This window comes from Afipia dichlorophenoxyacetatis, from assembly GCF_055386385.1.
On record NZ_AP029250.1, the window covers coordinates 2,211,337 to 2,236,221 of the forward strand.

26 protein-coding genes and 1 pseudogene are annotated in these 24,885 nt (G+C 58.4%); 16 read left to right on the plus strand and 11 right to left on the minus strand.

The features are described 5' to 3' along the window. Positions 1-5 precede the first annotated feature (5 nt). A complete protein-coding gene (locus tag ACZ5C3_RS10370; protein ID WP_464037430.1) occupies positions 6-638 on the plus strand; it encodes a hypothetical protein in 633 nt (210 codons plus the stop codon). 53 nt (positions 639-691) lie between these two features. Here the strand turns inward: ACZ5C3_RS10370 and ACZ5C3_RS10375 are convergent, their stop codons facing one another. Continuing rightward, positions 692-1,486 (minus strand): hypothetical protein, encoded by a 795-nt coding sequence (locus ACZ5C3_RS10375; RefSeq protein WP_464037431.1) that lies wholly within the window; start codon positions 1,484-1,486, stop codon positions 692-694. Positions 1,487-1,837: 351 nt separating this feature from the next. Beyond that, a complete protein-coding gene (locus ACZ5C3_RS10380; protein WP_464037432.1) occupies positions 1,838-2,071 on the minus strand; it encodes a hypothetical protein in 234 nt (77 codons plus the stop codon). Between ACZ5C3_RS10380 and kaiC the strand changes: the two genes are divergently transcribed. The 5 genes from kaiC to ACZ5C3_RS10405 all read left to right on the plus strand — a co-directional run bounded on the left by kaiC (position 2,071) and on the right by ACZ5C3_RS10405 (position 8,592). Beyond that, positions 2,071-3,786, plus strand: a complete 1,716-nt coding sequence (kaiC, locus tag ACZ5C3_RS10385) for a circadian clock protein KaiC (protein ID WP_464037433.1) — start codon at positions 2,071-2,073, stop codon at positions 3,784-3,786. The two genes, ACZ5C3_RS10380 and kaiC, sit on opposite strands and share 1 nt — an antisense overlap. Beyond that, the gene (locus tag ACZ5C3_RS10390; protein ID WP_464037434.1) at positions 3,776-4,096 is read left to right on the plus strand and encodes a circadian clock KaiB family protein; all 321 of its coding nucleotides are present in this window, start codon (positions 3,776-3,778) and stop codon (positions 4,094-4,096) included. The genes kaiC and ACZ5C3_RS10390 overlap by 11 nt, the downstream gene beginning before the upstream one ends. Then, positions 4,093-4,407, plus strand: a complete 315-nt coding sequence (locus tag ACZ5C3_RS10395) for a circadian clock KaiB family protein (protein ID WP_464037435.1) — start codon at positions 4,093-4,095, stop codon at positions 4,405-4,407. Before ACZ5C3_RS10390 ends, ACZ5C3_RS10395 begins: the two co-directional genes overlap by 4 nt. Before the next feature lie 7 nt (positions 4,408-4,414). Further along, positions 4,415-6,532 (plus strand): ATP-binding protein, encoded by a 2,118-nt coding sequence (locus ACZ5C3_RS10400; protein ID WP_464037436.1) that lies wholly within the window; start codon positions 4,415-4,417, stop codon positions 6,530-6,532. Positions 6,533-6,807: 275 nt separating this feature from the next. After that, positions 6,808-8,592: a Spy/CpxP family protein refolding chaperone gene (locus ACZ5C3_RS10405; protein WP_464044689.1), complete on the plus strand. Its 1,785-nt coding sequence runs from the start codon at positions 6,808-6,810 to the stop codon at positions 8,590-8,592. Positions 8,593-8,787: 195 nt separating this feature from the next. Here ACZ5C3_RS10405 and ACZ5C3_RS10410 read toward each other — a convergent pair whose 3' ends face one another. Further along, positions 8,788-10,401 carry a winged helix-turn-helix domain-containing protein gene (locus ACZ5C3_RS10410; protein ID WP_464037440.1) on the minus strand — a complete coding sequence of 538 codons (1,614 nt, stop codon included), beginning with the start codon at positions 10,399-10,401 and terminating at the stop codon, positions 8,788-8,790. Between the two features lie 226 nt (positions 10,402-10,627). Between ACZ5C3_RS10410 and ACZ5C3_RS10415 the strand changes: the two genes are divergently transcribed. From ACZ5C3_RS10415 to ACZ5C3_RS10435, 5 genes and pseudogenes are all read left to right on the plus strand, one after another. Further along, positions 10,628-11,374: an SDR family NAD(P)-dependent oxidoreductase gene (locus ACZ5C3_RS10415; RefSeq protein WP_464037441.1), complete on the plus strand. Its 747-nt coding sequence runs from the start codon at positions 10,628-10,630 to the stop codon at positions 11,372-11,374. Positions 11,375-11,403: 29 nt separating this feature from the next. Continuing rightward, the gene (locus ACZ5C3_RS10420; protein ID WP_464037442.1) at positions 11,404-12,147 is read left to right on the plus strand and encodes an SDR family NAD(P)-dependent oxidoreductase; all 744 of its coding nucleotides are present in this window, start codon (positions 11,404-11,406) and stop codon (positions 12,145-12,147) included. Positions 12,148-12,387: 240 nt separating this feature from the next. After that, the gene (locus ACZ5C3_RS10425) at positions 12,388-12,747 is read left to right on the plus strand and encodes a hypothetical protein (RefSeq protein ID WP_464038311.1); all 360 of its coding nucleotides are present in this window, start codon (positions 12,388-12,390) and stop codon (positions 12,745-12,747) included. 406 nt (positions 12,748-13,153) lie between these two features. Beyond that, positions 13,154-13,750 (plus strand): hypothetical protein, encoded by a 597-nt coding sequence (locus tag ACZ5C3_RS10430; RefSeq protein ID WP_464044690.1) that lies wholly within the window; start codon positions 13,154-13,156, stop codon positions 13,748-13,750. A gap of 117 nt (positions 13,751-13,867) precedes the next feature. Next, positions 13,868-14,008, plus strand: a pseudogene (locus ACZ5C3_RS10435) (F0F1 ATP synthase subunit A); the annotation flags it as partial. A gap of 50 nt (positions 14,009-14,058) precedes the next feature. Here the strand turns inward: ACZ5C3_RS10435 and ACZ5C3_RS10440 are convergent. From ACZ5C3_RS10440 to ACZ5C3_RS10460, 5 genes are all read right to left on the minus strand, one after another. Continuing rightward, entirely contained in the window at positions 14,059-14,814 is a 756-nt protein-coding gene (locus tag ACZ5C3_RS10440) for an outer membrane protein (protein ID WP_464037446.1), read from the minus strand. Between the two features lie 692 nt (positions 14,815-15,506). Beyond that, positions 15,507-15,845: a hypothetical protein gene (locus tag ACZ5C3_RS10445; RefSeq protein ID WP_464037448.1), complete on the minus strand. Its 339-nt coding sequence runs from the start codon at positions 15,843-15,845 to the stop codon at positions 15,507-15,509. A gap of 244 nt (positions 15,846-16,089) precedes the next feature. Beyond that, positions 16,090-16,236 (minus strand): ion channel, encoded by a 147-nt coding sequence (locus ACZ5C3_RS10450; RefSeq protein WP_464038312.1) that lies wholly within the window; start codon positions 16,234-16,236, stop codon positions 16,090-16,092. Then, positions 16,233-16,505 (minus strand): hypothetical protein, encoded by a 273-nt coding sequence (locus ACZ5C3_RS10455; RefSeq protein WP_464038482.1) that lies wholly within the window; start codon positions 16,503-16,505, stop codon positions 16,233-16,235. The genes ACZ5C3_RS10450 and ACZ5C3_RS10455 overlap by 4 nt, the downstream gene beginning before the upstream one ends. Before the next feature lie 580 nt (positions 16,506-17,085). Then, on the minus strand, positions 17,086-18,048 hold the full coding sequence (locus tag ACZ5C3_RS10460; RefSeq protein WP_464037450.1) for a cupin domain-containing protein: 963 nt from the start codon (positions 18,046-18,048) through the stop codon (positions 17,086-17,088). Between the two features lie 215 nt (positions 18,049-18,263). On the opposite strand from ACZ5C3_RS10460, the gene ACZ5C3_RS10465 reads away from it, so the two are divergent. The 5 genes from ACZ5C3_RS10465 (at position 18,264) to ACZ5C3_RS10485 (ending at position 22,036) form a co-directional block, all read left to right on the plus strand. After that, on the plus strand, positions 18,264-19,034 hold the full coding sequence (locus ACZ5C3_RS10465) for an alpha/beta hydrolase (protein WP_464037452.1): 771 nt from the start codon (positions 18,264-18,266) through the stop codon (positions 19,032-19,034). A 191-nt stretch (positions 19,035-19,225) separates the two neighbouring features. Next, complete coding sequence (locus ACZ5C3_RS10470) at positions 19,226-20,098, plus strand: alpha/beta fold hydrolase (protein ID WP_464037454.1); 873 nt, start codon at positions 19,226-19,228, stop codon at positions 20,096-20,098. A gap of 61 nt (positions 20,099-20,159) precedes the next feature. Beyond that, entirely contained in the window at positions 20,160-20,654 is a 495-nt protein-coding gene (locus tag ACZ5C3_RS10475) for a DUF302 domain-containing protein (protein ID WP_464037456.1), read from the plus strand. Positions 20,655-20,780: 126 nt separating this feature from the next. Beyond that, positions 20,781-21,323, plus strand: coding sequence for a hypothetical protein (locus ACZ5C3_RS10480; protein ID WP_464037458.1), 543 nt, complete (start codon positions 20,781-20,783; stop codon positions 21,321-21,323). A gap of 149 nt (positions 21,324-21,472) precedes the next feature. Next, the gene (locus ACZ5C3_RS10485) at positions 21,473-22,036 is read left to right on the plus strand and encodes a CAP domain-containing protein (RefSeq protein WP_464037460.1); all 564 of its coding nucleotides are present in this window, start codon (positions 21,473-21,475) and stop codon (positions 22,034-22,036) included. Positions 22,037-22,162: 126 nt separating this feature from the next. Here ACZ5C3_RS10485 and ACZ5C3_RS10490 read toward each other — a convergent pair whose 3' ends face one another. From ACZ5C3_RS10490 to ACZ5C3_RS10500, 3 genes are read right to left on the minus strand one after another with little or no spacing between them, the layout of a single operon-like run. Then, positions 22,163-22,891, minus strand: a complete 729-nt coding sequence (locus ACZ5C3_RS10490) for an ABC transporter ATP-binding protein (RefSeq protein WP_464037462.1) — start codon at positions 22,889-22,891, stop codon at positions 22,163-22,165. Next, a complete protein-coding gene (locus ACZ5C3_RS10495) occupies positions 22,888-23,694 on the minus strand; it encodes an ABC transporter ATP-binding protein (RefSeq protein ID WP_464037464.1) in 807 nt (268 codons plus the stop codon). The genes ACZ5C3_RS10490 and ACZ5C3_RS10495 overlap by 4 nt, the downstream gene beginning before the upstream one ends. After that, on the minus strand, positions 23,691-24,854 hold the full coding sequence (locus ACZ5C3_RS10500; RefSeq protein ID WP_464037465.1) for a branched-chain amino acid ABC transporter permease: 1,164 nt from the start codon (positions 24,852-24,854) through the stop codon (positions 23,691-23,693). Before ACZ5C3_RS10500 ends, ACZ5C3_RS10495 begins: the two co-directional genes overlap by 4 nt. Positions 24,855-24,885: the final 31 nt, after the last annotated feature.

Genomic DNA, 24,885 nt, shown 5'->3' on the forward strand with positions numbered 1-24,885 from the left:
GAGCCATGAAGACAACTCTGATCGCGGCCGTCTTCGCGGTGTCATCGATTGCTGCCCTCACGGGAATTGTCGCGGCCAAAGACGAGGCCAACAAGGATGCACTGCCGCCGGGCAGCGTCAGCCGCGACGAGGGTCTGAAAGCCTGGAAGCGGATCGAGGCGGTGGTGACACATCCACGGTGTGCCAACTGCCACGTCGACGCCAAGGCTGTTCCGATCTGGACGCCGGCAGGCGAAACCAAGCCGCGCGTGCACGGCATGAACATCCATGGCGGCGAGAGCCGCATCGGGGCTGAGACGGTCCCGTGCTCGACCTGTCACATGACCTCGACGCTGCCGAACGATCCCGCACCGGCGCCGTTGCGCGCGGGCATCGACTGGCAGCTTGCGCCTGTCGAGTTCATCTGGTTCGGCAAGAGCGGCGCCGAGATCTGTACGCAACTCAAGGATCCCAAACGCAATGGCGGCCGCGATGCCGTTGCTCTGCTCGAACATTTGCGGCACGACGCGTCGCTCAACGGTTTCATCCCGCGTGGGTGGGCACCTGGTGCCGGCCGCTCGACGCCGCCGGGGACTTTTGAGGATCACGTGAAAGACATGGCCCTGTGGGGCGCCGCCGGGCAACCCTGTCCGAATTGATTGGCGTGTCGCTCTTGCGCGAATGATCGCGGACTCCGCAAGAGTCGGCACACTCAAGCAAACGACCAGTTCTTGAGCTTTTCCCGGGCGGTTCCAAAGTTGCCGAGATGGAAAACGGATAATCCTGTCGGGGAGAACGTAAACTCGTCAAACTTTTCCTTGAGCAGTTTTTTGAGAAAGTCTTGCGACGCGACGCCGATGGTCACGTGAGGATTGAATTTGGCGCCGCTGTCATCCGGGACGTACCGTGCCACGTAGTCGATCGTCGGTTTGTTGATCTCGGGATCGTCCTTAGGTCTGACGAACGCAGAGGCCGTTCCCGTTTTGGCGGTGAACGGCCCGATGGCGTCAATCAGCTTCTGCTGAAATCTCCTGAGATCATCCGTCGGCTTGATGACGATGCCCGCGAGGCCGATCTCTTTCCAGGGAATGAAATAGTATTTGTATGCGGTCAGCTTCCAGGCCGCTGGGTGCTCGTCGGCCAAGACTTTACCGACCGCGTCGTAGACTCTATCCAGGTCTGACGTTCTGACGTATCGCTGCAGCATTGAGATATGCGGTTGATGCGTTTCGCCCAGCACGAACCCTTTGGGAAAGCTTTGGAGCAACCGTGCATTTGCTGCCATGGCTCTCTGAACCATCGTTTGATCGGGGTCCAGCAGTGTGTCGATGGCCGTGAGTGGCTCGGGCGATGCGTTCCGTGTCTGGGAGATTACACTCCGCGGCCACGTGGTAGCGAGCACCATTGACGCGGCGATGGTTGATGCCGAGCCAAGCAGACGGCGACGGTTGATGCGGCCCGCCAGAGAAGATGCATCCGACGTTTTGCCGGATCGATGGGCGACCATTGTTGTTCTCCTTACGTGGAAAACGGTCTGCTGCGCCGGGGCACGTGATCGAGGCGTGATTCAAGGGCGCGTGCCCACGTACGCTGAAATCGACCAAAAGTATTCGACCAAGGCTTTATTCGGCTAAGGCTTCCGCTCAAGCCCCCAGATCAGCGGTTACCCGATTGGATGATGGGAACACCTTGTCTCGTGTGTGGAGTTATCAATTCCAAAGTTCATGCTCACGTTATTCCGCTGCTCGTTCGTGTGCGAACTGTCCGGATTGCGACATAGCGATGTTTGGAATTGCTGCGTTTGTTCCATGGCTTCCCAAAAACTTATCGCTTTGCGCCTGTATTGCTGGGGCATTACCTAAGCAATACATTTTCTTGCGGTGGCGCTCATGAAACAGCCAATCACGATTCGACTTGATCCTGAGTTGCTTGCCACCGCGCGTATGAAAGCGAAGGAAGAAAATCGGACATTGACGAATTTTCTCGAAACAGCGCTGAAGGAGCGCTTTGACGGATCCCGGATTTCGCGGGCATCGGGCCAGTCATCAAACAGCAGGAAGCCTGCAAAACGTAATTCAAAGAGGTCGCTCATTGCCAAATCGTAGGGACCCTGCCACAGCGCCTGCAGTCTCCGTACATCTCCCCAAAACCCGGACTGGAATCGGCGGATTGGATGATCTGACGCTCGGCGGTTTGCCGACGGGGCGTCCTACACTGCTGTGCGGCGCCGCAGGATGCGGAAAAACGCTGTTCGGAATGACGTTCCTCGTGAACGGGATTGAGAAGTTCGGCGAACCCGGCGTCTTCATGAGTTTCGAGGAGCGGGAAGGTGATCTGGCAGCCAACGTTCATTCATTGGGGTTCGACGTTAGGGAGCTCATCGCCGAGAAGAAGCTCTTCATCGATTACGTTCGCATCGAGCGGGCGGAGATTGAAGAGAGCGGCGAATATGACCTGGAGGGCCTGTTTGTCCGACTGGACCATGCGATTAAATCGGTTGGTGCGAAGCGCGTGGTGCTCGACACGATCGAGGCCCTGTTCTCGGGCTTGGCCGACACGGCTATTCTGAGAGCCGAACTTCGGCGCCTGTTCGGTTGGCTTAAAGATAAGGGTGTTACCGCGATCATTACCGCCGAACGGGGCGAAGGCCAGCTCACGCGCTTTGGCATCGAGGAATACGTTTCCGACTGCGTCATTCTGCTCGACAACCGCTCCCAGGATCAGGTCGTGACGCGCCGCCTTCGCGTTATCAAATATCGTGGCTCCGCGCACGGCACCAACGAATATCCATTCCTCATCGACGATGAGGGCATCAGTGTTTTGCCCATCACGTCTGCCGGGCTCGCCCATGCCATCTCGGATGAAGTCGTTCCCACCGGGGTGAAAGACCTTGACGCCATGTTAGGTCGAGGCGGGTATTTCAAAGGCTCAAGTATTTTGATTTCCGGGCTTGCCGGAACGGGAAAATCGACGTTTGGCGCCGCGTTTGTTGACGCCGCCTGTTTGAGGGGCGAGCGCAGTCTGTTTTTCGCGTTTGAAGAGTCACCCGACCAGATCATCCGGAATATGCGGTCGGTCGGCATAGACCTCGGCAAACATGTGAAGTCAGGACAGCTTCGGTTCGAAGCGGCGCGGCCAAGTCTCTTCGGTTTCGAAATGCACCTGGCCCGCATGAACCGTGATATCGAACAGTTCAAGCCGGAAACAATCGTTGTCGATCCGATCTCAGCTTTTCGCGGGCCCTCAACAGAAATTCATGCGACGCTCATCCGGCTCGCGGACATCTGCAAAACACGGGGGATTACGGCTTTATTCACCAGCCTGTCGTCAGTGGCCGAGAGAATGAACGAAAGCGAGCGAAGTGTTTCATCGCTGATGGATACATGGATCTCTTTGCATGATGTCGAGGCCGATGGTGAACGCAACCGCGTTCTGCATGTTCTGAAATCGCGCGGCATGAGCCATTCGAAGCAGATAAGGGAATACGAACTGCGCGACGACGGTATTCACTTGATCGTTCCGTATCTCGGTCCCGATGGTGTGTTGACCGGGGCTGCGCGATTGGCCCAGGAGGCGCGTGAACGGGAAGCCGCGCGTGAGCGGAACGAGTCGACCGAGCTACGCAAACGTCAGATATCGCGGAAACGCGGCGCGCTCGAACGCCAGATTGCAGAGATGCGAGCCGCACTCGACGCGGAGGAGGACGAGGTTTCAGAGCTTGTCGACTATCAAAACACCCGAAGCGCCTCGGCGACGTCCGACCGCGCCGCAATGGCGAGGAAACGCGGAGTCACCGATGGACAATGAAAATGCCGAAGTCGACGAATCCACAGAATATAACCTGCGCCTCTATATCGCGGGTCAAACGCCGAAGTCGCTCGCCGCAATCGCAAATCTGAAAAAGATTTGTGAAGACAACCTGGCCGGCAGGTACAAGCTCGAAGTGATCGATCTCGTCGTGACACCTCAGCTCGCGGCAGGCGACCAGATTGTCGCGATACCCACACTGGTGCGCCGGCTTCCGCCGCCGCTCAAGAGAATGATCGGAGATCTGTCAAACACGGAGAAAGTTATCGTCGGGCTCGACTTGCGACCCGTCGGAAAGAGCGCGGCATGACAGGCGAACCAGGTGAGAGGCCATCAGGCCATTACAAGTTGCGCCTGTTCATCACCGGTTCGACACCGCGCTCCACGCGCGCCATCGCGAATATGCGCAAGATCTGCGAGGAAAATCTGCACGGCCGCTACGATCTCGAGGTTGTCGACGTTTACGAAAACCCGGACGCGACCAAGGAATTGCAGGTGATCGCGACGCCTACGTTGATCAAGATATTGCCGGAACCGTTGCGCCGGATTATCGGCGATTTGTCAGATCGGGAGAAGGTTTTAGCCGGCCTGGACTTGAGACCCTTGAAATCCAGCGATTGAAAATCCGATGAAGGATGATCGACCTGCACGCGAGAACTCCGACGGCTATGACTCCCTCAGCGGCGAGCAACTGATCGCCCGTCTGCGCGAGGCTGAGGAGACGCTTGAGGCCATCCGGATCGGTGAAGTCGATGCGGTGGTCGTTGCTGGCGCCAATGGTCAGCAAGTCTACGCCCTGGAAAATGCGGACCGGCCGTATCGCGTTCTGGTCGAGCAGATGCGGGAAGGCGCCGTCACACTGTCCGAGGACGGGTTGATTCTCTACTGCAACAATCGCTTCGCAACGCTGGTCGGCGAAGTTCACGACAGCCTCATCGGAGAGTCCGTCGTCAAATTCTTCGACGTGACGCAGCGTGCAAATCTTCTGGACCTGATCGGGGCAGTTCTCCGGCCAAGTGCGGCCGGAGAATTCACGATCGTCGACAAATCCGGCTCGGACATTCCAGTCAACATCTCCCTCATCGATCTGAAGGTCGACAGCGGGATGCCGAGAATGGTCTGCGCCATCGTCACGGATTTGACTTACAGCCGCATGCGATCGCGCGAACTCGGGGTGGCCAATGAACGTCTGGCCACTGAGATCGTGGAGCGGCGCAAGACCGAAGAAAACCTGCAGCTGACACTCGACGCTGCCGAGATGGGAATTTGGGAGCTCGATCTGGCGAGCAATCAAATCAGGTGTTCCTCGCGCCACGACCTGATTTTTGGAAACGAGACGCACTTCGCATACTTTGACCTTGACTTGCTGACGCACTGTTTCGTTCCCGAAGATCGCGCCAAAGTCACTGACGCATTCGTGCGCGCAAAATCAATCGGGATGATTGAGTTCGAGCATCGGATCCGCAGAGCAAATGACGGATCGGTTCGCTGGGTCAACGTCAAAGGGCGAACATTTTACGATGGCCGAACTCCGGTGCGTGTCACAGGCGTCACCGCCGATATCACGAAGCGGCGCGAGGTCGATGAACAGTTGCGGCAAGCCCAAAAGATGGAGGCGGTCGGACAGTTGACCGGCGGTATCGCGCACGACTTCAATAATCTGCTGATGATTGTCGGCGGCAGCCTCGACATGGTGGGCCGGCGCGTAACGGACAATCCAAAGGTTTCAAGGCTTCTCGATGCGGCACGGCAGGCTGTCGGCCGAGGAGCCAAATTGAACCAGCAGCTTCTGGCATTCTCGCGCCGGCAAGACCTGCGAATGGAAGTCGTTCAAGTCAACGATCTGATCTCGACGTTCGAGCATCTGCTCGACCGGGCGGTCGGCGAGACTGTGAAGTTGGAATTCATCAGAGCTCCTGAACTCTGGGAATGCCGGACCGACCCTCATCAACTCGAAACAGCGATCCTCAATCTGGTCATCAACGCGCGCGATGCGATGCCTCAGGGAGGGCGGTTGATCATCAAGACGTCGAATTGCGAAGCCGAACAGGCGCTCGCCTCTCAATGGGGCGCATCAGCTGGCGATTATGTCGTCGTATCCGTTGAAGACTCCGGGATAGGAATGTCACCGGACGTGCTCAATCATATCTTCGAGCCGTTTTTTACGACAAAGGACGTTGGAAAGGGGACAGGTCTCGGTTTGAGCCAGGTCTACGGATTCGCCAAGCAGTCGGGAGGGTTTGTCACCGTCGCGAGCACCCCAGGCAAAGGAACGCTTATCGAAGTGTTTCTCAAGCGGTCGCTGGAGGCGCGTTCTGCAATCAGTCACATCTCGGCGACGAGCCCGGAAGCCGGTACAGGCCTTGTGCTCGTTGTCGAGGACGATGCCGCCGTGCGGGCGACGACCAGCGGCATGCTGGACGATCTGGGATATCTGGTCGTATCCGCGGATACGGGAAATGCCGCCCTCCAGATCGTTCAGGACAACAATGCGATCGATCTGGTCTTCAGTGATGTCGTCATGCCGGACGGGATGAGCGGCGTTGAACTCGCTCGCAGGATAACGTCGTTGCGGCCGGGACTACCGGTGCTCTTGACCTCTGGATACACAGCGCAGCGCGCCATTCCTGATATGCCCGCAGGAGGCGGATTAGCACTTTTGAAAAAGCCCTTCACGCAGGCCGAATTGTCAATCGCCATCCGCGATATCATGGCCGCTTCGTCTGTCTGCGGATCGGCCAACTAAAGCGATCAGCAAGCGGTCAAGAAAGCAGTCACCCGACTGGATGACCGGAACAACTTGTCGCATGCCGGAGTTATAAGTTCTAGAGTTCCGATTCCGAAGTTCGCATCATTCCGCTGCTCATTCGTCTGCGAACTTCGGAATCGAAGAACTCTAGCAAATTATAGTTCTAGTGTGGCTTTGGTTCTGAAGTCCGCATTCCGGACTCGCCGCACGAATGATGCGGACTTCAGAACGCCACACTAGTGAGGCCCCTTGGTTGCATGGGAGGAGGTGTCATGATGACACCCATGTTCGGATTCAAATCGAAATTCATCGGATATGCTGCCGTGCTGGCTTGCGCGATGGTCCTTTCAATTGGAGCCTATGCAAGACCCGGCGGCGGCGGCGGCCATGGCGGCGGCGGCGGTGGCTTTCGTGGTGGTGGAGGCGGAGGCTTCCACGGCGGTGGCGGAGGCTTTCGCGGTGGTGGAGGAGGTTTCCACGGCGGCGGTGGCGGTTTTCGCGGCGGTGGTTTCCATGGCGGCGGCATGCGTATGGGTGGCTTCCGTGGCGGCGGCATGCATCTCGGCGGAGCGCGCTTCGGCGGTGGCCGCTCGTTTGCGGCGAGACCTCATTTTGGTGGCCGTTCATTTGCAGGCCGTTCATTCGGCGGCCGTTCATTTGCGAACCGCTCGTTTGCGCGGCCGGGCTTCCGTAGTGCCCGTTCACTCAACATGCGATCATATGCGGGACGCAATCCCACGCGCTTCAGCGGCGTTGGGCGTGCTGCTGCGATCGGTGCAGGCGCGGGCGTCGGGGCAGGCGCGCTGGCGGCACGCAACGGCAACGTGAATCGTAACATCGCGAATCGTAACATCACCCGCAACGCCAACGCGGTGCAACGCTCATTAAGCGGGCGCCAGGTCAACCGTGCGTTCGCCAACCGTGGCGCGCTGCGCGATCCGCGCACCCGTGCGCTCCTCACCGCGGGCGTGGCGACTGCGGCATGGCATGGCGGCAACTGGCGTGGTGGTAACTGGCGCGGCGGAAATTGGTGGTGGCGCCATCGCAATGGCGGCTTCGGTTGGGTCGGCCCGGTGTTCTGGCCGTTCGCCTATAACGATTTCTATGACTACGCTTTCTGGGGCGCACCGTATGACGACGCGTTCTGGGGCTACGGCTATCCGGATCTCTATGCCGGCATCTTCGGGCCTTATGGCTATGATGACCTGATGGGCTATGCGGGCTATCTGCCGCGCACGGCCGCGAGGGGAGGAGGCAACCTCGACGCCAATGCCTATGCACCATCGAGAGGCGGGCGGTCGACAGATTCGGCAAACCGCGCGCAGACCAACCTCGCGCAAATGTGCGGCGACGACAGCCGCGTGATCGGAGGACTGCCGATCGATGCTTTCCAGAACGCGATCCAGCCGAATGAAGAGCAGCGCGCCGCGCTCGATGCTCTCGGCAACGCGTCGGTGAAGGCGGCTGCAGACCTCAAGAACTCCTGTCCTACCGACGTTGCACTCACGGCGCCGGGCCGGTTAGCCGCGATGCAGCAGCGCATCGAGGCGATGATCGTCGCGGTGCAGACGGTGCAGGGGCCGCTGGATAAGTTCTACAGCCTCTTGAGCGATGAGCAGAAGGCGAAGATCAATGCGCTGGCTACCACGGGCCAGCGTCCGGTGCGGAGCGCGCGCGCGGATTCAACCGGCGCTGCAACGACCGGCGCAGTCTGTGACGCGGCCCAACCACAGATGACCGCGTGGCCGACGGATGCCATCGCGCAGTCTGTGAAGCCAACCGAGCAGCAGCGCAAATCTCTCGACGCCCTTCAGGCGGCCGCAGCACAAGCCGCGGATAATCTGAAAGCGTCGTGTCAGAACCAGGCGCAGGATGTGCAGACGCCGCCGGCGCGGCTTGCACTCGTCGCCCAGCGGCTCGACGCCATGCTGCAATCGGTGAAGAGTGTGCGCGCGGCGATGGACACCTTCTACGGATCGTTGACCGACGAGCAGAAGGCAGCCTTTGACGCGATCGGTCCACAGCAGGCCGGCGGGCGCCGCAATGCCCGCGGATAATAAGCGGATATAAATTCGCGGAGGAATGCGTCCCGACACCCCAGCCGCATCGCCCGGCTGGGGTGTTTGTCTTTGCAAGAATTTTGCCTCGGCAGTGCTTTCGACTTTTTCAACACCATTTGTCAAAAGCTGACGTGGATCGACGGCCGGGCAAAGTCTGCTCTGTGCCAGAAACGGCAGTCCTAAGGGCAAGACTCAGCTCGCAATAGGTAGCCCCGCAATCACCAGCGCTTCGCACATCCTCTCGCGATAAGACGGTGCGAAGCACCACATTTTGTAATAAGCGTCGGCTTCGCGGATTGAAAATCCCGGACGCATCTTCAGCAACGTTGTTACATGCGCTTTTGCTTCCGTTGTCCGGTCGAGGAACGGCAGCGTGTAGGCCATGTGGAGATGGCTGATCCATAGCTGCTCAACGTAGGAGCGGCGGAAGGCGTCGAAAGCTCCCGCATAGTCTTCCAACGCAAACCCTCGCTTCGCAAGCGCCCACCACCACCAGCGTGGAGTGCTGGGGGCCGTCAACGCGATCCCCTTTTCGGCCAACGCCACGCCTTCATCCCAAAAGCCGGCATAGGCCATCAGGTTGCCAAGCGGCCCAAGGTTTTGCGGATCATTCGGGTTGAGTTCGATCGCACGTAGGGTCTCGATGCGCAGCAGATCGGGTTGGCAAGCCATCCAGGCGGCACGGGCCACGAGGCCCCGCACGAACGCATCATTCGGTGCAATCTCGACGGCGCGGTTGGCGGCTTCAACCGCAAGGTCGGCCAGATAAAGCCGCTCCTCGACGCTGCCGACCTCTCCGGTCGGCGAAGGAAAGCCCCAGGTTCGCTGGCTATTGAACACGAGAACCAGCGCGGCCCAGGCAGCCGCGTTTCGCGGCTCATCGCGCGTCAGACGCTCGAGGCCCTCGCGCGCCTTGAAGACAGGCTCCAGAACGGTGGCGTCGGTTGGGACGCCGATCACGCCCTGAACGATGCATTCGTAGGGCGTCAGCTCCGCGCTCGACTTGTTCTGGATGCGTCGATATTCGGCGGCCCCGATCGCGCCCCAATAGCTGCCGATCATGGCGCTGGCCTGGCCGGAGATATCGTCCTGAATGGTGAGCAGGTTGGAGGCGGTGACGTCGACCTTGAAGGATTTACTCCAGACCTGTGCGCCCGTGCGCGCATCGGAAAGATGCAGATCGATACGAGCCAGCTTGCCGTCTTGCCGCAAGCTGCCTTCGACGAGGTAATCCACCCCGAGTTCGCGGCTGATATTCTCCGTGCTTTGAAAACGCTCCTTGTGAGATTTGGTCACGTTGCGCGAGAGAACCCGTAACTCACCGAAGCGTCCCAGTGCGGAGACCATCTCCTGCGTCAACCCATCGGCAAGCACGTTCAGATGAACGCTGGAGTCGGACTCGAAGGGCCAAACCGCCACCGTGGGTCCCGCCGAAATGTCCCGAATGGCTTGGGCGGGACGTTCCGGCAGAACGACCATATAGCCGCGGCGCGCGACGGTACGAAGGACATCGCGGCCGGATACGCCGAGCAGGCGGCGAATGTCCGAGATGCACTGGGTCAGAGAATCCTCTGACACGGTCAGGCCGGGCCAGTTGGCGGCCAGCAATTCGTCCTTGGAAACAACTCGCCCCGCATTCCTGACGAGGTGCCGGAGAACATCGAACGATCGATTTCGCAATTCGACGCGCGTACCGGTTCCGTCGCGCAATTCCTCGCGCCGAAGATCCAGGGTCAGATCGGCAATCTGGACCAGATCGGGAGCGCTCAGGCCGCCTGATCCAACGTCTTGAGGGCGAATATTCACTTTCTTTGATCCGGCATCGGCAGCTTGTTTGAAAGGTATAGCAACACTGCACCCCGCCGATTGCCGTTGCAAGACGAGAACCGCGGCGGAAAATTTCAGAACTATTTCGGAATGTTTCAGCGCGGTTTCAGGACCGGCGGTGGCGGGCCGCATATCAATTGCTGTGAAAGCGGGGCCGGGGGAAGCCACTCGAGGCGAGGCCCCGCAAATCATCAGCGAGTTTATCATGATTGGCTATGTCGTGTTGATTACCGGTGCACTTTCCGGCATCGGGCGCGCCGCCGCCCTGACGTTCGCCAGGGAAGGCGCGATCGTGGTCGTCGCTGGCCGTCGCGAGGAAGCTGGCGTTAAACTGGTCAAGGAACTTCGCGCCTTCGGTCCGGAGGCCGAATTCATCAAGGCCGACGTCAGCAAGGAAGATGACGTTCGCGCGATGGTCGAGAAGACCATCGCACGCTTTGGCCGCCTCGACGTAGCCGTGAACAACGCCGGCACTGAGGGCGCGCTCGGCCCTGTTACCGAGCAGACATTGGAAGCCTACGCCGCGACCTTCGACACCAACGTACTCGGCGTACTTCTTTGCATGAAGCATGAGCTGCGCGTGATGCAGTCCCAGGGCTTTGGCAACATCGTCAATATCTCCTCGACGATGGGCAGTCGGGGTGCTGCCAACGCGTCGCTTTACGTCGCAAGCAAACATGCGGTCGAAGGCCTCACCAAATCCGGCGCGCTCGAGGCGGCCGCCTTCGGCGTTCGCGTCAACGCCGTCGCACCCGGGCCGGTCGAGACCGCGATGCTCGACCGCTTCACCGGATCCGACGACCGCAAGGCGGGATTGGTCGCGGGTATTCCGCTTCGTCGAGTAGGTAAACCCGAAGAGCTGGCTGACGCGATCGCGTTCCTGGCCTCGGACAAAGCCGCGTTCATCACCGGCCAGATCATCCCCGTCAACGGCGGCAAGACCGCCAGTTGATTCCAGAAACGCCAGCAAGGACAAACGGCATGTCAAAAAGACTTCAAGGAAAGACCGCACTCGTCACCGGCGCTTCTCGCGGAATCGGCGCTGCCATTGCAAAACGTTTGGCTGCCGACGGCGCCAAGGTCGCTATCACCTATGCAAGGGGCGCGGACGCAGCTTCTGCCGTCGTGAAGGAGATCGAACGTGCCGGTGGCACCGCGATTGCGATCCAGGCTGACGCTACCGACCCCAAGGCCGTACACGCCGCGGTCGAAAAGACTGTTGGCGCGCTCGGCAAGCTCGACGTGCTCGTCAACAATGCCGGCACCGCAATCCCTAAGAAGTTCGAAGAGACCACGCTGGAAGAATTCGATCAGGTGATCAACCTCAATATCCGCAGTGTGTTTGTCACCACGCAGGCAGCGTTGAAACAGATGAACAATAATGGCCGCATCATCTCGATCGGCTCCTGCGTGGGCGAACGCATGATGACCCCGGGGCTGGTGCCGTATTCGGCAACGAAGAGCGCGATCCGCATGTTTACGCAAGGGCTTTCTCGAGAAGTCGGCGATCGCGGCATCACCGTCAACAACGTGCAGCCCGGTCCGATCGACACCGATCTGAACCCGGCATCCGGCGATTGGGCGGCGCCGCAAAAGGCTGTGACGGCGCTGAATCGTTACGGCAAGGCCGAAGAAGTTGCCGCGCTCGTCGCGTTTGTCGCCAGCCCGGAGGCATCTTACATCACTGGCGCGAACCTGACCGTGGATGGCGGCACCAACGCCTGATCGCTCGATTGACGTCGGGCGATCAATGAGGCCATGTCCGCTAAAGGCGTCATGAGCGGACTTCGGCAGGCGTCCGCTTGCGCCAAAGGCGGACATTCCCTGGAAGTCTATTTTTTGACCTGCAACGCATGCCCATATCTGTCTTGGCTGCGTTAAGTCTGTCGTGGCCGCGTTAAACTGCGCGTGCTGAGCACTCGGATGTGAATGGCCATCCCACAGTCGAATCTCTATCGTGAGCGAATGTCCCGCCTCATGTGCCTATTCATCGCGATCGTTCTGTCACTGCCGTCGGTCATCGCGCTGGCTGCTCCAGTTCACAAGCGGCCCGCGACACGCTGGCATGGCTACGGCTTCCTGCCGGGCTATCATCAGCCGCTGAGCAACAGCATTCCGCTCTACGCCCAAAAAGATGCGAGGCAGCGTCTGGCGCTCCGCCACCGACGCCCTTGGTATATCGACCCGGTCCCTCGCTATTACGGGTACGATGGCGAATGGCACTATTTCGGCCGGCCCGGCTTTTACGGTGGTCGCTACAATGGCGGCACCTTTGGTCCTTGCTATACGCGCACTCCCATTGGGCCGATCTGGAATTGCGGCTGATCATGCTCGTCTGTCCGAAAGCGTTCGTCAGCACGGCGCGGTCAGAAAAATTCACGAGTTTTCGAAGCGTCCGCTTCGGGCCAATTCCAGATGTGAACGCATCCTTGACGTTCAGTAATGGCGGAGGAGATTGCGTATACTGATCAGCCGTTCCTGATAGCCGGCCCGCTCATAGAACGCGACAACGGCGGAGTTGGATTCGACCGCCTGTAGATTGACTTTGACGCAGTCTAGTGTCGCAAGGTGCTCTTCTACGGCAGAGGCGATAAATCGAGGAATCTTTGATCTAGCGCAACGCTTTCCTTGACACGATGTCGCATCGTTGAGTGGGGCGGAAAACCCTGGAGTCAGATCCATGCAGATGAACCTGAGGAATATTGCATTAGCAACCTCGACCGTCGCTGGAATGGCACTCCTCTCCTTCGACTGGTCTGAGCAAAGCGGCCTCTCCCTGTCGATCGAAAGTGCTCAGGCGCGTATCGGTCGTCCCGCAACCCCAATGAGCGTGGCTGGTGTCGCACGCCGACAAAACAGGAGGGCGTATGGCTACGGCGCAGGTGTCGTCGGCGCCGGCGTTGGCGCTGCCGCGGTCGGCACGGCCGCCGCCGTCGCTGCCACCTCACCGTGGAACTTGGGTGATACCAGATACGATAATCAGGGATACTATAATCAGGGATACTATAACCGGGGATACTATCGTGGCAGGCCTTACGGCGCTGGAGTACTCGGCGCCCGGGCCTACTATGGTGGTCCTGTGGGTGATACCGGATTCGATAATCGAGGTTACTATGGCGCCAGGCCTTATGGCCGCGCGATGGCGGCCCAAGCCTCCATCGGTGGTGCCATCGAAACGGCTCCCTTCTATATCCCCAGGGCGTACTACGGAAATGGCCCCTGGTATTTTTACAGCGGATGGGCCGACTACAAGGCGCGAAACGGCATTGCCTGTGATCCCGGCACCACATTCAAAGGCTCTGACGGGCTGATGCAGGTCTGCCAATAGAGCTTCAGTGCAGACGAAAGGCAGCTCTGAGAGCCGCCTCTCTCCTTTAACTGACCACATCGCTTTTGCGAGCGGAGCGGCGCGCGCGCGGCGATCCCGACATGTTTCGCCCGGATCGGCTGGCTCGGCGGCGTGCTGCCCCTGGCCATGACGGTTGCGCTCACTGCGCTCGAGTTGTTGGTCGCTTTCCTGCAGGCCTATGTGTTTGCGATCCTGACCTGCATCTACCTCAACGATGCCCTTCATCCGGGGCATTAAGTAAAAGCCCCGGCACGCCGGGGCTTAAACTGCTACGTACGGATAATTGATCAGTATCGCGCCGCCACTGGTGGGGAGTAACCACCGAAGCGGTAGTTGATGCGCAGCGTGACCATATCGATGTCCTGGTCGATTCGATTGCCGGTGAACCCTATCAGACGCGGATCGACGACTGAGAAAGAGTTGTTGGCGTCGCCCATCCAGAGATGGTTGTACTCGGCGCCGATCGACCAGTTCGGTGCAAAACCATATTCAAAGCCAACACCAAGCGTGCCGCCCCAGCGGGTATTGCTCGCCGAGACGAGGCCTATGCCGCTGGCTGTATCAAGGATCTCCAACTTGTTGCCGGCCACTGCCGCGCCGCCCTTGACGTAAAGCAGCGCTGCGTTCCACGCCCAACCGATCTGACCTGTGAAAAGGCCGATACCGTCAGTTTTCACGCGTGTCGATAGCGTCGGGTCCAACAGACTCACGCGGGTGTTGCTGAGATCAGCCCAATCGCCTTGCGCTTCCAGACCGAATACAAATTGATTGCTTTGCCAGCGGTAGCCGATTTGGCCGCCGACAAGGCCTCCCGAGCGATTCCGGCAGCCGTCGTCGAATACTGGCCCGGCGACACGTTCGAAATTCCAGCAGTTGTGGCTGTTGCCCCATCCGCCGTTGGCGCCGATATAGAAGCCGCTCCAATTGTACATCATTGGAAGCGGAGGCGGCGGCGGTGCCTTTACTGCCATGTCGGCGGCTAATGACGGGACAATCCCGCCACTCGCGAACAACAGGGCAGCAGTCACTAGAAACTTCTTCATGAGTTGTCCCCTTGGTCACGTTGATCAAACGCGGATCGATTGCAGACGCGTCTTTGTCGCTAGTGCTCCGAATCCAAAGTTCGCTTCATCGTGCAGTGCGCTCGGTCGCGAACTTTGGATTCGAGAGGACATCAGTCAATCCAATCCATGCGTCAGTGTGGTTCAGGTTCGGAAGTTCGCTGGGAGCGACCGGGCGAATTTCTGAATCACCACACTGGTATCGAACGCTAATGAGACGACTCAAAGAACCATGTACCAAAATGGCAACACTCACGAACGATCCTTCGGCCGAGGCAATGTTTCGATACTTTGAGATGTGTGGTTGGGGTCGCCAAGCTCTTCATCCCTTTCGGCTCTCCCGGTATCGAGCCACCTCTCGATAATGCTTGGCGGAATAATCTGCTTGGGCGAGAAGGGATTGAGGGTGCCCGCCGTCACCACCAGACCTCGATGGAATTTCTCGCGGGCGAAATTCCTGGCTTCCGTTTCAGTTTCGAATGTCTTGGTCAGGCGAGGGTGTCGTGCCTTTGGCAGCGTTCCTCGCTTTTGCACTTGAAAGGTCACGTACCAAGTGTGCCCCATTGGTTCACCCGTCTATCGAGGCTTCCGCAGACGTCGGAAGTCTTGTGAGCGGCGATCATCACGTGAGCAGTTCTGGACAGATGACGTTGAGATAAGGCTTAGCTAGTCAACTAATCGCATGCGGTAATGCGCTTGACGGCCTTCATGTATTTCAGGTGAAGGAAGTTGCCGGGAGAATCCGAAAGACTGTTTGGACCCAGAACGCGATCTGACTCCAGGCACGTCTGTAGGTCAAGCTTGATGTGTGAACAGGATCCTAAGGCGTTCTGCTCTGCAATCTCCTGCGATGCTCCAAACCCAACGAAGGTCTGCACATGCCCGGCCTCGGTGTCGGCCGGTGATACGAGGGTGATTTCCGCAATGTAATAGGACGAGCACGGTATGGCTTGCACCTCGACGCAGGTCCCAAGCACAGCAAACAAAGGCATGACTTGTAGGGCGCACCTCATTTTCTCTCCGATCAGCTTCGATCGTTCGCGAGCGTATAAGCCGACAGTGTCTTCGCTGTCGGCAATGCGAACGCACTCACTAGTCATCGCCGTATTGCCACTCATGCTCTATGGCAATTGCCCAACATTGGATCAAACGTACCGACGGCGACAACCACATCCCACAACGGCCGCAGCCACCGCGAACAAGGCGAGATTAAACCCGCCAATCAGAATCATTGACCCGTACCAAGCGGCATCAATTTCAGTTTTGCCTTTTCCGGCCCGCGAGCCCGGCGAAAATCGAAAAGAAGAGAACGTTGTAAAAGAAACAAAACAGAATTGGTATGCATACGAAAAATTTCGCCAATCCCAACTTGGGCGATATGTCCCCGTAACCCGTCGTGGTCATTGTAACAACACTGAAATCAGGGCGTCGCCAAGCGTAAGACTTGTCGAGAAGGCTTCTGCGTTTCGGCGGGATATGTAGACGTACAAGACCGCGAAGCAGAATGCCGCAATTGCATAAGGTGCCGTCACATCCAGCAAAATCCTCCAAATCGGACTTTCCTCGAGGTAATGGGCGCTATCCGATCCGTAGATACCGCGAATGGCATTGACGATGCGCCAAATCAGATAGAACCAAACGACAAATGCACCGACCCTTGCGGCATCTGCCATGCGAGCCGTTTATCGCCTTGTCCGGAAGGAGATTCCGGACGACTGCCTCAACCAACAAGCTGGAAATGCAATCAACGATCACGATCGGTCCAATAGATCGTGACAACGTTACACGTCCGATCCATGCGGACATGATCTACTGGTACGAGAGGCAAGCTCCGCCCTGCCATCTCGCACACCTGCGGACGGCGCGTCGTGTTTGCCGCACGGTTGTTCGTGCGACGCAAACACCATTCACTTTTGTCCTGCCGGGACCGCAACCGACCGCGACTTGCGTGATTAGCTCAGTCGGTTGAAGAGCAGCTGGCGCATTCATCCCATGGGCGGAACTGCCGACCAACAAGGCCAAGCCAGCGAGCACAACTAGCCTATATCTGGTCATATCACTTCCCTCCAATTTACCTCGGGAAGCTCCCACTATGAACATCGAGGATTTTGAGATAGATCAAAGATTATGCCTAGCCGGCACGACAGTTACACGACTTAGCGAATAACATTTTCTCGGTAACCTGACAGGTTTGGCAATGTCCGCTGTGAGTCATGAGCGGACCTCGGGAAACGTCCGCTTTGCGCCAGGACCTCAATCGGCGACTTCTGCTTCCGAAACGTCCCCGTGCCTTTGGCCGCCGTTAGAGCGTCGCGTTGCTCGGTAGCGACCAGGCGATAGGCCGTGATGTCGATGGAAGAGCTTCGAAAACGCTGCAGCGGTCTCATAGCCAACAGACGTCGCGATCCGTGCGATCCCTTCGTCGCTGGTTTCGAGCAAAAACGCGGCCTCCGACATCCGGCGCGCGATCAGATAGCGGTACATGGACTGGCCGACGAGCTTGGTGAAGCGAGCCGAAAACGCTGAACGACCTAGCCCAACGCGTTGCCCGAGGTCATCAAGGGTCCAGGGCTGAGCCGGTCTTTCGTGGATCAACCGAAGTGCTGGTCCGATGTGTGGATCCGCCATCGCTCCAAGCCACCCGCCTTCTCCGGGACCAAGAGACTTCATCCAGTTTCGCAGAACCTCAACGAAGAGGACTTCTGTCAGTCGCGAAAGTGCGACGCCCTGGCCGGGACGCTCGCACGCCGACTCGATAACCATGCGTCGCAGAATCGCCTCAAGCCACTCACCGTCCTCAGTGGGCTTGAGGAGAAACATGGGCGGAAGTAATTCCAACACGCTGCCGCTTGAGGGCCGCGCCACAGTGAACTTGCCGCAGATCATCGTGGTATGCGGCTGCGCGTTGCCGCCGTGACGAACGACGCCACGATCCGCCGACGGTCGATCGAAGTCGAGAACCGAAAATGGTGTCATCCCGCGATCTGAATAAATATTATGTGGCTCGCCGCGTGAGATGACAACACAGTCGCCCGCGGTCATGCGGAATTCTCGTCCCTGTTCGAGTGCGAGAGTTGCTGAGCCACGACTGAGATAATGAAACATGGCGTAGGGCCGTTGTGGCAACGCCAGACTCCAGGGATGACCGAGCTCGAAGTGGTACAGCAAAGTGCCGCCGAGGCGAACGCGGTCGAGTACTTCAGCGAGGATGTCCATGGCGGTGATGTAATCCCGCGGACGATCCGACGCAATACTTGGACGATAGGGCTCTACCGTCCGTGATTTCTTCGTATTAGGTCATGTCGCGGCGGGCCGCCGTCACGTGCGGCAACCATTGCGCCAACGGCAGAATGGAAGAACCGCGCCATTGCTGGAAACGCCTGTCCATTCCCCCGGACTGTGTTCGTCCGACATGCCAACAGGAACAATGAATGCGAAATCTCCTCCTCTCAGCCGCAACTGCACTCCTGGCCGGAACGACATTGCTCGGGTCCGCCCATTCCGCCGAACTGCCCAAGGGAGCTGCCCATAACATTGTGCTCGTGCACGGCGCTTTCGTGGACCAGACGAGCTGGCAACCCGTTGCCGACATCCTGACGAAGAAGGGCTACAACGTTACGCTCGTCGAAAATCCGCTCACGTCCCTTGCTGCTGACGTCGATGCCACCAAACAGGCACTGGCAAAGCAGGACGGCAAGACCGTTCTCGTCGGTCACTCTTGGGGCGGTGTGGTCATCACGCAAGCCGGTAACGATCCCAAAGTGTCTGCGCTTGTCTACGTCTCCGCTTTCGCGCCAGACGTCGGACAATCTCTGGCGGCCCTCGCCAAGAGTGGTCCTGCGACCGAAGGTGGTGCGGCGATTCATCCTGACGACAAAGGCAACCTCACTATCGATCCCAAGGTGTTTCCTTCGGCGGTCGCGGCTGATCTTCCCCCGCAGATCGCCGAATCCCTGGCGAACCATCAGCTTCCGTTGAACCACACAGCGTTCGAGGCACCGGTCGATACGGCCGCTTGGAAAGACAAACCGACGTTCTACGTGATCAGCACCAAGGACAAGGTCATCGCACCCGAGGCCCAGAAGTTTTTTGCCGGCAAGATGAAGGCTCATACGACGGAAGTCGCCGGTAGCCATGCTTCGCTCGTTGTTCACGCGAAGGAAGTCGCCGCGGTGATTGAAAAGGCCGCGCTCGCGAAGTGACAAGACTGCTCTCGGCACTTCGTGCCGAGAGCGCTTCGCACCTGCCCAATGGAATGCGGAACGCACCAAACCGCGACCGGCGCAAACGTAGCAAATCTGCGGACGCAGCGACGACCTTCTTGAGGAAAGTCCGAACGCTGCACCGCCGGTTCGTCCCACTCAATGATCGTACCAAATATCCGGAGGATGACATGACTGACCTCGACATCCCGAGCAAGGACGCCGCCACGCTTGAATCGGCACCGACCCTTTACATCGAAGGCAACGGAATCCGCTTCGCCTATCGTCGCCTCGGCCCCGCAACCGGAACGCCGCTGGTTCTCTTGCAGCACTTCTCGGGCAACATGGATGCATGGGATCCCGCCGTCGTTAACGCGCTCGCTACCGATCGCCCAGTCATCGTATTCGACAACGCCGGGGTCGGTCGCTCGACCGGTCAAACGCCCGACAATGTCGAGGCGATGGCACGCGACGCGGTCGCTTTCATCAGCGCGCTTGGCCTCTCCGAAGTCGACCTGCTGGGCTTTTCCCTCGGCGGCTGCATCGCCCAGGTGATCGCTGCAGAGCAGGGGCGGCTGGTCCGCAAGCTCATCCTCGTCGGCACCGCGCCGAAAGGCGGAGAGGAACATCTGTTAGCGGTTCTGCAGCAAGCGTTCTCTCAAACCGATGCGCCGGACCCGCGCCTGCCGCTGTTCTTCACACCGTCGTCCGCCAGCCAGTCATCCGGCCTTGCGTTCCTGAAGCGGGCGAAGGTTCGTCAGGACGATCGGGACACTGATAACGGCAGCGCGGTGACCGATCCGCAGGCCAAGGCGCTGATCACCTGGTGCGCCACACCTGATCCCGGGCACGCCATTCTGCGCGCCATCCACCAACCCACTCTTGTGGTCAGCGGTAGCCACGACACCATGCTGCCCGCGAACAACGCCTACGCGATGTTCAAGGAACTCAGCAACGCTCAACTGGCCCTCTATCCGGACTCAGGGCATGGCGCCTTGTTTCAGCACCACGAGATGTTCGTCAGCCACGTCCGAACTTTCCTAGCGCAACAGGCGGCTGAATGATCCTCGCGCGTTTCGACGCGATCGGACGCACTTTACCCATGAGAGTTGTTACGGAGGACAAATGACAATCGCCAAAGTCGAAGTGGAGCGTTTCAGCCTCACGAGCTCAAAACCATTCGACACTGTTGTGGCCGCGCTCAAGTCCGCGGTCGGACAGCCCAACATGGTCGAATATTTTAAGGCGTCGAAGGCGGCAACTTCCTTCCCAGATTTGGAGCGCGTTGTGCAAGGCGCGCTCGGTGGCGCGGGTTTTATGCTCTTCGCGGAATTCAACTTGGGCGACATTCTGAGTCGCGAAGCCGGATCCAAGACGCCTAAGATCATACGGCTTGTCGTCGGCAATCCGCTCATCATGAAAGAAATGGTCAAGCACGTGCCCGATGCTGGATCTTACGCTCCAGTCACAGTGCTCATCGATGAACGTGCCGATGGCGTGCACGTCTCTTATGACAAGATGGAGAGTTATCTGCTGCCTTATGGCAATCCGGAAGCGCTTGCCGTCGCACGAGATCTCGATGCGAAAATCACAGCCTTGCTACGCGAATGTGCAAGCTAAAAAATTCCTGAGGACGTTTTGGCCGTTGGATGTGAGCGTCTCGAAACGTCAATCGCGTAACGCGAGAACGCAACTTCGTAACGCGAGCGAGCCGACCGGCCATTCAACCTGAAAGTGGATTCTGACATGTCCAAGAAGCTTCGTGCTGCCTTCACAGCCATCGCTCTTTCTATCATGGCTCTTTCCACCGTGGCTGTCGCGGCTGCTCCCGCCGTCAGTGCTGAGCCGCTGGATGCCGCGACCCATAACGCGATCAAATCGCAGTTCAGTAAGCTGATGGAATTGGCCAACAAGCACGATTTCAAGGCTCTGCATGACATGTTCTGGCAATCGCCATCGGCCCTTTTGGTCGCGAAGAGCGCGATCCCGTCCGAAGGGAATTGGGCTGGCTTTTGGGGCAACGAAGCAATCGATCAGAAACTGCATGACATCGGCAGCTCCGGTCCGGTCGTGCTCGAGCCAGATTATTCGAAGCTCAAGGTCGTCAGCCTGACCGGCGACGTAGCGGAATCTTACGTGCCGATGAACATCACGGTCTCATATGCGGGGCAGGATGGAACAGCCAAGCCGTTTCTGATGATCATCAACTGGCTTCGCGTCGGGGAGGACTGGAAGATCGCGTCTGAAATTATTCTGCCGGTGCCGCCGGCACCCGCTGTGAAGGGCTAGGAGCGCCAGGCGCCTGCTTGGCGACTTTGCGCCGAGACCAGAACACACGGCCTGTGCCTTGAAGGGTCCACATTCCTGACGGAGAAGCGACCAAATCTAGCGATGATTTGGGGAGCAAGGGACACTTGAGGGCAGGGCACTTGGGGACAATGACACGTCGTGCCGTTGGCGGAGTGATCGCAGGCTTTCTGCTGCTGGCCGCGCCTGCGATGGCCGCCGAGTCGCCAGCCGAACTTATTTCTAGTTTCCGCCTCAAGCATGGCGAGGTTCGCGTCGTGCGTGATGCAACCCTCGACCGCATTGCGCTGGAGCAGGCGCGCGCGATGGCGGCGAAGGATGATCTCAGTCATGAGGTGCTCGGTTCGTTCACCACGCGGGTCGCGCCGGCGCGTGCGGGGCGCGCGGCCGAGAACATTGCCTACGGCTACGACAGTTTCGAGAAAACGCTCGGGCAGTGGATTAACTCCTCCGGGCACCGCGAAAACCTGCTGTTGCGCAATGCCTCCCGCGTCGGGATTGCGAGCGCCAAGGATGCAAGCGGCAAGCGCACCTACTGGGCCATGGTGATCGCCGGCGATTACGAGCCGAAGCCGGGCAAGGGCAAGGGCAAGAAAGACAAGGAGCCTCTTGTTGCGGTGAAACGTGACGCCGCTCCCTCGACCCGGCCCAAATCCAGCGAGTGCCGCATCAAGGTGCTCAGCCTTTGTCTTTAAGGCCGAGCGCGTAGGGCCGTTTGCTGGTTGGAGAATAGGGCGCGGTCTTTCCGCGCGATCACTGTCGGCGGCCGCTCGAAATTTTCGGGTTCTTTAAGGAAATCGTCGAGTAGATAGTCCGTCAGGTCACGTCGTACCGGCAGACGATCCAAAATAAGCACCTGCCACTTCTGAGCTATTGGCCAACTCTCGCGGCGATCCCGATCGCACGACGCGACCTTTTGAAAGGACGTAGCCGTAATTTGCGACTGCCAAGGTCTGACGCAGATTTTGCTCAACCAGAAATACGGTGATCTTTCGATCGCAGATCCGCTGAATGACACTGAAGCACTCTTTGACGAAACGCGGCGAGAGGCCAAGCGAAGGCTCGTCAATCATAAGCAGGCGTGGCGATCCCATCATGCCCCGCCCAATCGACACCATTGCCTGTTCACCGCCAGACAACGTGCCCGCCGCCTGCGATCTTCGCTCAAGCAAACGAGGGAATATCTCGTAGACTTCCGAAAGTCGCCGGCCGATCAACTTTTGGCTTTGCTCGACGTATGCGCCGATCCGCAGATTTTCTTCGACCGTGAGCTTTGGAAATACCTTTCGGCCTTCCGGGATACAAGCTATCCCGCGTGCAATAAGCCGGTGGGTTTCTATGCCGGTGATATCTTCCCCTTCAAATACGATCTTCCCGCGGCGCGGCGAGGTCAGCGACAGGATAGATCGTATCAACGTCGTCTTGCCGGCTCCGTTTGATCCCAACAGGCAGGTGATGCCGCCAGGTTCAATAGATAGAGAAACGTTCTCCAGAACATCGGCGCTATCGTACCCCGCATAGAGTCCGTCAATGACCAACTGACCGCTCATGACGCAGCACTCTCAACAGCATCGCCCAGATAGGCGTCCTGTACTTCGGCGTTCCCAACGACTTCCGCATAACTCCCTTCGCATAGTTTCCGGCCAAAATTCAGCACGACGCAGCGATCCGATATGCGCTCGATGACGTTCATCTCATGCTCAATGAGAGCAATCGTTAAGCCTCCAAATGTGCCCTTGGCTTCCAGGATGTTATCCATCAACCGCTCGGTTTCGAGCTCGGTCATTCCGGCAGATGGCTCGTCCAGCAAGAGGAGCTGAGGTTCGCTAATCAAGGCCCGGCAAACCTCAATGCGCCGGCGATCGATCATTGGCTGGTTTCCAGCGAGATCATGAATGCGTTCGGCAAGCGCAGGATCGAACAACCGGAGCAACGCTCTGCATTTTTCTTCTTGTTGCTCCACCTGCGCCCGTAAATTCTGACGCTTGAAGAGATTGAATCCCAAGCCATGCGAAAGATGTGCGAGATTGCCAATCATGAGATTGTCGAAAACTGACAGCTCTAAATAAAGTCGCGACCTCTGAAACGTTCGCGCGATTCCAGCTCGATGCAATTGTTGAGGGGTCCATGATGTCGCATTCTCCCCGTTATATCGAATCCAGCCACTGGTTGCTGGAAAGATGCCGGTGATCACGTTGAAGAAGGTGGTTTTACCGGACCCGTTGGGACCAAGAATACCAAGGACTTCGTCGCGACGAATATCAAGCATCAGCCGATCCAGCGCGACAACACCGCCGAACCGCTTGGTCAGGTTATGGCAACTTAACAATGGCGGTGCACCAGGCTCGATCATCGCAGGCGCCGCCCCGCGAAGTACACGCGCACTGCCCGAGGAAGGAGACCATGCGGCATAAAACGAAGCACGACGAGCACGAGTATCGAATAGATCAGCAGCCGATACTCTTGAATCGCCTGCAGTCTTTCGGGGAGGATTTGTACAATGGCAGTTGTGACGACGATCCCCCAGAGACTTCCGATTCCGCCCAACAGGATGACCGTGATGAGAATTAATGAATCGCCAAACGTAAAGTTGCTGGGCGCGATGTATCCGAGCATGAGCGCATAGACCGCCCCGATCATGCCGAGGATGAAGTTGCCCGCTGTGAACGCGAATATTTTTGCCGCCGCGATGTCGATTCCAAAACAACTGGATGCGGTCTCATCGATCCGAACCGCATCCAAGCGCAGCCCAATCCATGAGCGTTCAACGCGCCTCGCCAGGAGGCCGACACCCACCGCCAGAACGAGGGCCAGGAGAAGAAAGTTCATATAGAACGCGAATTTGAACGGCCCGACTTGAATGCTGTCGCCGAAGCTCCAACCAAATAGAGTCATCGTTCTAACGGGCAGCCCCTGGGATCCTCCAACAGCCGCGAAGGAGTCGAGGAAGGATGTGAACAGCAGCGCAAATGCAACCGTTATGACCGCGCTGTAATGCCCTTTTGTCCGAAGCATCGGCGGAAGCAACACCAAACCGATGAGCGCCGCGGCCGCGCCGCCAAGTGGCAGCAGGGCCACGCCCGGCACGCTATCGATCTGACCAATGAGCGCAGCAGTATAAGCCCCAATGCCAAACATGGCGGCGCCGGCAAAATTCAACATCCCGACATAGCCAAACTGGATGTTGAGACCAAAGCATGCGGTCATATTCAGTAATATTGTTGACAGCAGCAACAACACGAACGAATTGTCGTGAAATAACGCTGATAAAGCCAGAACGCCGACAACAGATAAAGTGGCTGCGAGGGGTTCGTGATCGGCAAACGACCGCCCGATCCTTGATGACCAACGAAAACGCCGGCTCAGCCACACCGCGCCGGCTCCAGCGACAATCAACGCGAGAACGACCGCCTGTGTAGTGGCTATCAGCACGAGCGTGAAATACGCAAAAACCGCAAGAAAGAGCAGATATATCGGAAGGGGAGAGGACCGGCCGGATTGCGCCAGCGGCAAGTTATTCGCGAGGTCCTCGTGACCCGTTACA